The sequence below is a fragment of the Pseudomonas sp. CG7 genome (assembly GCF_023701885.1).
GTDB lineage: Bacteria > Pseudomonadota > Gammaproteobacteria > Pseudomonadales > Pseudomonadaceae > Aquipseudomonas > Aquipseudomonas zanjanensis.
Map to the genome: position 1 here is coordinate 1 of NZ_JABAEE010000048.1, position 9,631 is coordinate 9,631.

General features: G+C 64.8%; 6 protein-coding genes. 4 read left to right on the forward strand and 2 right to left on the reverse strand.

Annotated elements, in window-relative coordinates:
• Positions 1-111 precede the first annotated feature (111 nt).
• Positions 112-888 (reverse strand): TatD family hydrolase, encoded by a 777-nt coding sequence (locus HGO40_RS19115; RefSeq protein WP_250964288.1) that lies wholly within the window; start codon positions 886-888, stop codon positions 112-114.
• Between the two features lie 20 nt (positions 889-908).
• Complete coding sequence (cra, locus tag HGO40_RS19120) at positions 909-1,904, reverse strand: catabolite repressor/activator (protein ID WP_250964289.1); 996 nt, start codon at positions 1,902-1,904, stop codon at positions 909-911.
• A gap of 288 nt (positions 1,905-2,192) precedes the next feature.
• On the opposite strand from cra, the gene ptsP reads away from it, so the two are divergent.
• From ptsP to HGO40_RS19140, 4 genes are all read left to right on the forward strand, one after another.
• Positions 2,193-5,057 (forward strand): phosphoenolpyruvate--protein phosphotransferase, encoded by a 2,865-nt coding sequence (gene ptsP, locus HGO40_RS19125; RefSeq protein ID WP_250964290.1) that lies wholly within the window; start codon positions 2,193-2,195, stop codon positions 5,055-5,057.
• Entirely contained in the window at positions 5,057-5,998 is a 942-nt protein-coding gene (gene pfkB / locus HGO40_RS19130; RefSeq protein ID WP_186705998.1) for a 1-phosphofructokinase, read from the forward strand. The genes ptsP and pfkB overlap by 1 nt, the downstream gene beginning before the upstream one ends.
• 13 nt (positions 5,999-6,011) lie before the next feature.
• A complete protein-coding gene (locus HGO40_RS19135; protein ID WP_250964291.1) occupies positions 6,012-7,757 on the forward strand; it encodes a PTS fructose-like transporter subunit IIB in 1,746 nt (581 codons plus the stop codon).
• A gap of 192 nt (positions 7,758-7,949) precedes the next feature.
• Entirely contained in the window at positions 7,950-9,491 is a 1,542-nt protein-coding gene (locus HGO40_RS19140; RefSeq protein WP_250964292.1) for an alkaline phosphatase D family protein, read from the forward strand.
• Positions 9,492-9,631: the final 140 nt, after the last annotated feature.

The window sequence follows — 9,631 nt, forward strand, 5'->3', positions numbered from 1 at the left end:
CCGCAGCGTCAGTTGGGTATACGAGTCTGGCTCGCGATGGCGTCAGGTCAGCCGACATAGATGTTGGCTGATACACCGCCATCGCGAGCAAGCTCGCTCCCACAGGTTTTTTTACCAGTTGAATAGTTCGCGGGCATTGGTCGTGCTGGCCTCGGCCAATCGCTCCGGGCTGATCCCCATGATTTCAGCCAATGCCTCGCAAATCGCCGGCAAATGCGCCGGGCTGTTGCGTTGGCCAGGAAACATCGCCGGGGCCATGTCCGGCGAGTCGGTTTCCAGCATCACCGCCTCCAGCGGCAGTTTCGCCAGCACCCGGTGCATGCGCAGGGCCTGGGGCCAGGTCGCGGCGCCGCCGAGGCCGAGCTTGAAGCCGAGCTTGAGGTATTCGCGGGCCTCTTCAAAACTGCCGGCGAAGGCGTGGATGATCCCGGCGCGTTTGGGCCCCATGCGCTTGAGGGTCGCGATCACGTCGGCATGGCTGCGGCGTACGTGGATCAGCGCCGGCAGTTCGAACTCCCCGGCCAGTTGCAACTGTGCTTCAAACAGCGCCTGCTGGCGTTCGCGGTCCAGGGCGGGGATGTAGTAATCCAGGCCGATTTCCCCCACGGCACACAATTGACGGTGCCCGGCCAGGCGACCCAGCCATTCGCGCAAAAGCGCCAGGTCGTCGGGTTGGTGCTGATCGAGGTACACCGGGTGCAGGCCCAAGGCGGCATGCAGGTCCGGGTCGTTTTGCACCAGGTCCCAGACCCGTTGCCAATTGTCCCGGTACACGCCCAGTACCACCATTTGCCGCACGCCCAAGGCACGGCTTTCGGCCAGCAGGGCCGGGCGATCCGCGTCAAAGTCCGGAAAGTCCAGGTGGGTGTGGGTGTCGATCAACTCCATGCATCAATCCTGAAGAAACGTCAGCCCTGGTGGATCCGCTGCTTGAACGTCCGCGCGATGGCCTGCACGCCTGGCTGGTAATCATCGTTTTCGATGGCCGCCAAGGCCAGTTCCAGGGCCTTGTCGGCGATCAATTGATGTTGCTGGGACATGGCATTGACCGGCAGCGGCAGGAAATCCAGCAACTGCGTGTCACCGAATGTGCCCAGGCGCAGCGGACGCGCCTTGAGCGGGAAATCGTGCAGGGCGTCGAACACCCCTTGCAGCAGCACGTAGGACGTCGTGATCAACGCATCCGGCAGATGCCCCAGGCGCGTGAGCATTTCATCCATCAACTGGCGGCCGCACTCACGGCTGAACGACTCGCCATGTTCGATCAACACCTGGCCCTCGAATCCGGCCAAGGCCTCGCGAAAGCCGGCGGCCCGTTCCTGGCTGATGCTCAGCTCGGGACGGGCGCTGCGCAAGGCGATTTGCCGAGGGTGGGTCTCCAGCAGGCTGCGGGTCAGGTGCAGGCTGGCCTGGCGGTCGTCGCTGATCACCGAGCAGAAGCGCGCCGGTTCCATCACCCGGTCGATGGCGATGAGTGGGATCCCCTTGGCCTGCAATTGCTGGTAGCTATCGTCGCCGGCCGGCAGGCAACTGGCGACGATCAGTGCATCGCAGCGCCGGGCGCGGAACAGTTGCAACAGTTGCCGTTCACTCTCAGGCGCGTCGTCGGAACTGGCGATCAGCAACTGATAGCCCCGCGCCCGTGCGCCTTGTTCCAGCAACTTGGCGATGCGGGCGTAACTGGGGTTCTCCAGGTCTGGCAGGATGAAGCCCAGGGTCCGGGTGTGCCGGCTGCGCAGCCCGGCGGCCTGGGGGTTGGGCGTGAAGCCGTGTTCCTCGACCACCGCCCGCACCCGTTCGACGGTGGCGCTGCTGATGCGTTGCTGTTCGGCCTTGCCGTTGATCACATAACTGGCGGTGGTCACGGACACACCGGCCAGTTGGGCAATATCACTGAGTTTCAACCCGGTTTTCCTTGTTTTTTCGAGTTAGCCCCGACGATAAGGGCCATCCTACCCGATTCAAGCTGACGGTCACCGTCCAAGCGCTTACGACAAGTTGCACTTCAAGGATGAGAGATTATCGAGTAACGTGCCAATCTTTCTAGATTAAACGTTTCAGCAAGCGTATTTTCAAGGCTGGCAGAATTTTTGGTCGCTCTGCCGCGATACCGCCAAAAGCTGTCCTGCAACGCTAAGCTGATTCATTCAAAACAATACCTGGCGCCAACCGGACGCCAAAAAGGAGAAAGCATGCTCGAGCTCACTCTAGAGCAGATATCCATGGCGCAGACGGCTGTGGATAAAGACGCTGCACTGCAATTGCTCGCCGACAAACTGGTGGCCGATGGCCTGGTAGCCGAGGGTTACCTCGCCGGCTTGCAGGCTCGCGAAGCCCAGGGTTCGACCTTTCTTGGCCAAGGTATTGCCATCCCCCACGGCACCCCGCAGACCCGCGACCTGGTCTATTCCACCGGCGTGCGCCTGCTGCAATTCCCCGAAGGCGTGGACTGGGGCGATGGCCAGATTGTCTACCTGGCCATCGGCATCGCCGCCAAGTCCGACGAACACCTGCGCCTGCTACAACTGCTGACCCGCGCCCTCGGCGAGACGGACCTGGGCCAGGCCCTGCGCCGTGCCGGTTCCGCCGAAGCCTTGCTGAAGCTGCTGCAAGGTGCGCCCCAGGAATTGGCCCTGGATGCCCAGATGATCGGCCTCGGTGTGTCGGCTGACGATTTTGAAGAACTGGTATGGCGCGGCGCTCGGTTGTTGCGCCAGGCCGACTGCGTGAGCAACGGCTTTGCCGGCGTGTTGCAGCAAGTCGATGCGCTGCCCCTGGGCGATGGCTTGTGGTGGCTGCACAGCGAACAGACCGTCAAGCGCCCGGGCCTGGCGTTCGTTACCCCGGACAAACCCATCCGTTACCTGGGCCAACCGTTGAGCGGTCTGTTCTGCCTCGCCAGCCTCGGCGAGGCCCACCAGGCCTTGCTGGAAAGGCTTTGCGCCCTGCTGATCGAAGGCCGCGGCCACGAATTGGGCCGCGCCACCAGCAGCCGCAAAGTGCTGGAAGTGCTCGGCGGTGAATTACCCGCCGACTGGCCCAGCGCGCGCATCGGCCTGGCCAATGCCCATGGTCTGCATGCGCGTCCGGCGAAGATCCTCGCCCAATTGGCGAAAAGCTTCGAAGGCGAGATCCGCGTGCGCATCGTCGACGGCCAGGACAGCGCCGTGTCGGCCAAGAGCCTGAGCAAGTTGCTGAGCCTGGGCGCCCGTCGCGGCCAGGTCCTGGAATTCATCGCCGAGCCGAGCATTGCCGCCGATGCCTTGCCGGCGCTGCTGGCGGCCAGCGAAGAAGGCCTGGGCGAAGAAGTCGAACCGCTGCCGCCGCCGAGTGCGCCGCGGGAAACCGCAATGGCCGAAGTCGCGACCGTCATGTTGGCACCCGAAGCCGGCAGCCTGATCCAGGCCGTCGCCGCCGCCCCGGGCATCGCTATCGGCCCGGCCCACATCCAAGTGTTGCAGGCCATCGATTATCCGATGCGCGGTGAGTCGGCAGCCATCGAGCGCGAGCGCCTGCAAAACGCCTTGAACCAAGTGCGCCGCGATATCCAGGGTTTGATCGAACGCGCCAAGGCCAAGGCCATCCGCGAGATTTTCATCACCCACCAGGAAATGCTCGACGACCCGGAACTGACCGACGAAGTCGACACCCGCTTGAAGCTGGGCGAGAGTGCCCAAGCGGCGTGGATGGGCGTGATCGAAGCCGCCGCCAAAGAGCAGGAAGCCTTGCAGGACGCCTTGCTGGCCGAACGTGCCGCCGACCTGCGGGATGTTGGCCGTCGGGTACTGGCGCAGCTGTGCGGCATCGAAACCCCGGCTGAACCCGAACAACCCTACATTCTGGTGATGGACGAAGTCGGCCCGTCCGATGTCGCCCGTCTGGACCCGGCTCGCGTGGCGGGGATCCTCACCGCCCGTGGTGGCGCCACCGCCCACAGCGCCATTGTCGCCCGCGCCCTGGGCATTCCGGCGCTGGTGGGCGCCGGTGCGGCGGTGCTGCTGCTGGCGCCGGGCACATCTTTACTGCTGGATGGCCAACGCGGTCGCCTGCACGTGGACCCAGACGCCGCCACTTTGCAGCGCGCCAAGGAAGAACGCGACACCCGCGAACAGCGCCTCAAGATCGCCGCCGAGCAGCGTCACGAACCGGCGGTGACCCGTGACGGTCATGCCGTGGAAGTGTTCGCCAACATAGGCGAAAGCGCCGGCGTCGCCAGCGCGGTGGAGCAGGGCGCCGAAGGCATTGGCCTGTTGCGCACCGAACTGATCTTCATGGCTCACACCCAGGCGCCGGACGAAGCGACCCAGGAAGCCGAATACCGCAAGGTGCTCGATGGCCTGGCCGGACGGCCGCTGGTGGTGCGTACGCTGGATGTGGGCGGCGACAAGCCGCTGCCGTACTGGCCGATCGCGAAAGAAGAAAACCCGTTCCTCGGCGTGCGGGGCATCCGCCTGACATTGCAGCGTCCGCAGGTCATGGAAGCGCAACTGCGGGCCTTGATGCGCTCGGCGGACAGCCGTCCGCTGCGGATCATGTTCCCGATGGTGGGCAGCGTCGATGAGTGGCGCCAGGCCCGGGACATGACCGAGCGCCTGCGCCGGGAAATCCCCGTGGCAGACCTGCAACTGGGGATCATGATCGAAGTGCCGTCCGCCGCGTTGCTGGCGCCGGTGCTCGCCAAGGAAGTCGACTTCTTCAGCGTCGGCACCAACGACCTGACGCAATACACCCTGGCGATCGACCGCGGTCACCCGACCCTGTCGGCCCAGGCCGATGGTTTGCACCCGGCCGTGCTGCAACTGATCGACATCACCGTGCGCGCCGCCCATGCCCATGGCAAATGGGTCGGTGTGTGTGGCGAGCTGGCGGCCGATCCGCTGGCGGTGCCGGTGCTGGTGGGCCTGGGTGTGGACGAACTGAGTGTCTCGGCCCGCAGCATTGCCGAGGTCAAGGCGCGGGTCCGCGAATTGAGCCTGGCGCAAGTACAAACCCTGGCCCAAGAGGCTCTGGCCGTGGGCAGCGCCGATGACGTGCGCGCATTAGTGGAGGCGCTGTAATGGCGAAGATTCTTACCCTGACCCTCAACCCGGCGCTCGACCTCACGGTGGAGTTGGCGCGCCTGGAGCCGGGCCAGGTCAACCGCAGCGACGGCATGCATGCCCACGCCGCCGGCAAGGGCGTGAACGTGGCCCAGGTGTTGGCCGATCTTGGCCATACGCTGACGGTCAGTGGTTTTTTGGGCGAAGACAATGCCCAAGTGTTCGAGACGCTGTTTGCCCAGCGTGGTTTTGTCGACGCCTTTATCCGTGTCCCCGGCGAGACTCGCAGCAACATCAAGCTGGCCGAGCAGGACGGACGTATCACCGATCTCAATGGCCCGGGGCCGATGGTCGACGAAGCCGCGCAGCAAGCGTTGCTGGCGCGCCTTGAGCAAATCGCTCCCGGCCACGATGTGGTTGTGGTGGCCGGCAGCCTGCCCCGGGGCGTCAGCCCACAGTGGTTGCAGGCGCTGATCCTGCGCCTGAAAAAACTCGGCCTGAACGTGGCCCTCGACACCAGCGGCGAAGCCTTGCGCGTCGCCCTGGCGGCGGGGCCGTGGCTGATCAAGCCGAACACCGAGGAACTGGCCGATGCGCTGGGTTGCGAGGTGGTCAGCGAAGCGGCCCAGGCGCAAGCGGCGCAGCGCCTGCATGCCCAGGGTGTCGAACATGTGGTGATTTCCCACGGTGCCGATGGCGTGAACTGGTTCAGTGTCGGTTCGGCGCTGCATGCGTCGCCACCCAAGGTGACGGTTGCCAGCACCGTGGGCGCCGGCGATTCGCTGCTGGCGGGCATGCTGCACGGCCTGCTCAGTGCCGACACCCCGGAGCAGACGCTGCGCACCGCCACGGCCATCGCTGCCATGGCCGTCACGCAGATCGGTTTTGGCATCCATGACACCGCATTGCTGGCGTCGCTTGAACAGGGTGTGCGCGTGCGCCCCCTGACAGAACAATAAGAGGGTTCGCAAGATGAAATTAGCCATTGTGACGGCCTGCCCGAACGGCATGGTTACCAGTGTGTTGTGCGCCCGCCTGCTGGACGCCGCGGCGCAGCGCCAGGGTTGGAGCACCAGTGTCGAAGTCCATGATGCGGCCCATCCGGAGCGCCAGTTGTCGGCGGCGACCCTCGAAGCGGCCGAGTGGGTGTTGCTGGTCGCCAGCGGCCCGGTGGACCTGTCGCGGTTCGTTGGCAAGCGGGTGTTTCGCAGCACGCCGGCGCTGGCCCTCCAGGACGTTGATGCGGTGCTGCGTCGTGGCGCCGAAGAAGCTGAGGTCCTGGGCGAGGCCGACGTGTTCGCGCAAGAACCGGCGACTCCGACCGAGCGCGCTCCACGCCTGGTGGCGATCACGGCTTGCCCGACTGGCGTGGCCCACACTTTCATGGCCGCCGAAGCCTTGCAGCAGGCGGCGGCGCGCTTGGGTTACGACCTGAAGATCGAAACCCAGGGTTCGGTGGGCGCGCGCAATCCGTTGAGTCCCGAGGCGATCGCCGAGGCCGATGTGGTACTGCTGGCGACCGATATCGAAGTCGCCACCGAACGTTTTGCCGGCAAGAAAATTTATCGTTGTGGCACCGGCATCGCCTTGAAACAGGCCGAAGCTACGTTGAAAAAAGCCTTGGCCGAAGGTCGCCAGGAAAGCGCGGCGAGTGGCGCCGCTTCGGGGCCGGCGAAAGCGGAAAAAAGCGGTGCCTACAAGCACCTGCTGACGGGCGTATCGTTCATGCTGCCGATGGTGGTGGCCGGTGGTTTGATGATCGCTTTGTCGTTCGTGTTCGGCATCGAGGCCTTCAAGGAACCGGGAACCCTGGCGGCGGCGCTGATGCAAATCGGCGGCGAAACCGCGTTCAAATTGATGGTGCCGCTGTTGGCCGGCTACATCGCCTATTCCATCGCCGACCGTCCGGGCCTGGCCCCGGGCATGATCGGCGGGATGCTGGCGAGCACCCTCGGCGCCGGTTTCATTGGCGGGATCATCGCCGGGTTCCTGGCCGGCTACGCGGCCAAGGCGATCAATCGCTACGCGCGCTTGCCCCAGAGCCTGGAAGCGCTCAAGCCGATCCTGATCATTCCGCTGCTGGCGAGCCTGTTCACCGGCCTGGTGATGATCTACATCGTCGGCAAACCGGTGGCGGGCATGCTCGAAGCCCTGACCCACTTCCTCGACAGCATGGGCACCACCAATGCGATCCTGTTGGGCGTGTTGCTGGGGGCGATGATGTGCGTCGACCTCGGCGGGCCGATCAACAAGGCCGCCTATGCATTTTCCGTGGGGCTGCTGGCGTCCCAGAGTTATGCACCGATGGCCGCGGCCATGGCTGCAGGCATGGTGCCGCCCATCGGCCTGGGCATCGCCACCTTCATCGCCCGGCGCAAATTCGCCCAGACCGAACGCGAGGCCGGCAAAGCGGCGCTGGTGCTGGGGCTGTGCTTTATCTCCGAAGGTGCGATCCCGTTCGCGGCCAAGGATCCGCTGCGGGTGATCCCGGCCAGCATCGCCGGCGGCGCGCTGACCGGTGCGCTGTCGATGTACTTCGGCTGCAAGCTCATGGCCCCCCACGGTGGCCTGTTCGTGATGCTGATCCCCAACGCCATCAACCAGGCGCTGTTGTACCTGCTGGCGATCGTGGCGGGGAGCCTGCTGACGGCGGTGGCGTATGCGTTGCTCAAGCGACCTGAGGTGGTAGAGATGGCGTTGGAGCCGGCCAAGGCCTGAGCCCATTCCGGCTTCCCCTGTGGGAGCGAGCTTGCTCGCGATGGCGGTGTATCAGTCGACAAATAGGTTGCCTGACACCCTGCCAGCGCGTGCAAGCTCGCTCCCACAGTTGATTTTGGGGGGGCATAAAATTCCTGTCACACCCACTTCACACTTCCATGCTTAAGTTTTCCCATTTCAAGGGAGAACACCATGAGCGAATTCGACCTGGGCCGTCGTCGAGTGATGCAAGCCGTGGGGGCGGGGTTGTTGTTGCCGGGGCTGGCGCCGGCGGTGATGGCGTCGGGCAAGGATCGGCCGGTGCTCACCGACGGTGTGCAGTCTGGCGATTTGCAGGGCGACCGGGCGATGATCTGGAGCCGCAGCGACCGGCCGGCGCGGATGGTGGGGGAGTGGGACACCCGCAGCAAATTCGGCAACCCCCGCCGCTTCGTCTCACCCATGGTCGAGGCCCGTAGCGACTTCACCGCCCGGGTCGAACTCACCGGGCTGCCCCGCGCCCAGGCGATTTTCTACCGGGTGCATTTCGAAGACGCCCAGAGCGGTGTCGCCAGCGAACCCTGGCTCGGCCACCTGCGCAGCGTGCCGCAGTTCAAGCGCAACATCCGGTTTGTCTGGAGCGGTGACACGGTCGGCCAAGGCTTCGGCATCAACCCGGACATCGGCGGCATGCGCATCTACGAAGCCATGCGCCTGCGCCTGCCGGATTTCTTTATCCACAGTGGCGACACCATCTACGCCGACGGCCCGGTGCCCGCGCAGGTGACGACGGAGGGTGGTCGCATCTGGCGCAACCTCACCACCGAAGCCAAGAGCAAGGTCGCCGAAACCCTGGATGAATATCGTGGCAACTATCGCTACAACCTGATGGACGAAAACGTCCGCCGTTTCAATGCCGAGGTGCCGCAGATCTGGCAGTGGGACGACCATGAGGTGGTCAACAACTGGTCGCCGGGCAAGCAACTGGACGAGCGCTACCAGACCAAGGATATCCACAGCCTCGTGGGCCGTGCGCGCCAGGCCTGGCTGGAATACGCACCGATGCGCCGGCAAAAGGCCGACGGCGGCGGACGCATCTACCGCAAGCTCGGTTACGGGCCGCTGCTGGATGTGTTCGTGCTGGACATGCGCAGCTACCGCGAAGCCAACGACGCCAACCTCGGCGCGGCCAAACCGTTCCTGGGGCGTGAGCAGCTGAATTGGCTCAAGCGCGAGTTGAAGCAGTCCCGGGCCCAGTGGAAAGTCATCGCCGCCGACATGCCCATCGGCCTCGGTGTGCCGGATGGCGAGGTCAGCCCCGGCGTGCCACGCTGGGAAGCGGTCGCCAATGGTGACCCGGGCGCGGCCCAGGGGCGCGAAGTGGAAGTCGCCGAACTGCTCGGTTACCTGCGCAAGCATCAGGTGCGCAACTACGTCTGGCTCACCGCCGACGTTCACTATTGCGCCGCCCATCACTACCACCCTGAACAGGCCACGTTCCAGGATTTCGAACCGTTCTGGGAGTTCGTCGCCGGGCCATTGAACGCCGGCAGCTTCGGGCCCAACGCCCTGGACAAGACCTTCGGCCCGGAGGTGGTGTTCCAGAAAGCCCCTGCGACCCAGAACACCTCGCCATTCGCCGGGTATCAGTTCTTTGGCGAGGTGAACATCGACGGGCAGAGCGGGGAAATGGGCGTGGTGTTGCGGGATCTGGAGGGCGTGGCGGTGTTCGAGAAGAAGTTGCAGCCGGTTTGACTGTTTGGCTTTAGGTATCTCCTGTGGGAGCGAGCCTGCTCGCGATAGCGGTGTATCAGGCCCAATGGATGTTGGGAGAACGCGATAAGGCTCGCGGGGCAGACCGACGCGGGGAGTTGCGAGGCGGGGGGGAGCTGAAT

Coding starts and splice junctions, on each gene's coding strand:
- HGO40_RS19115 (WP_250964288.1), bottom strand. CDS start 888: ATGGAGTTGATCGACACCCACACCCACCTGGACTTTCCGGACTTTGAC.
- ptsP (WP_250964290.1), top strand. CDS start 2,193: ATGCTCGAGCTCACTCTAGAGCAGATATCCATGGCGCAGACGGCTGTG.
- pfkB (WP_186705998.1), top strand. CDS start 5,057: ATGGCGAAGATTCTTACCCTGACCCTCAACCCGGCGCTCGACCTCACG.
- HGO40_RS19135 (WP_250964291.1), top strand. CDS start 6,012: ATGAAATTAGCCATTGTGACGGCCTGCCCGAACGGCATGGTTACCAGT.
- HGO40_RS19140 (WP_250964292.1), top strand. CDS start 7,950: ATGAGCGAATTCGACCTGGGCCGTCGTCGAGTGATGCAAGCCGTGGGG.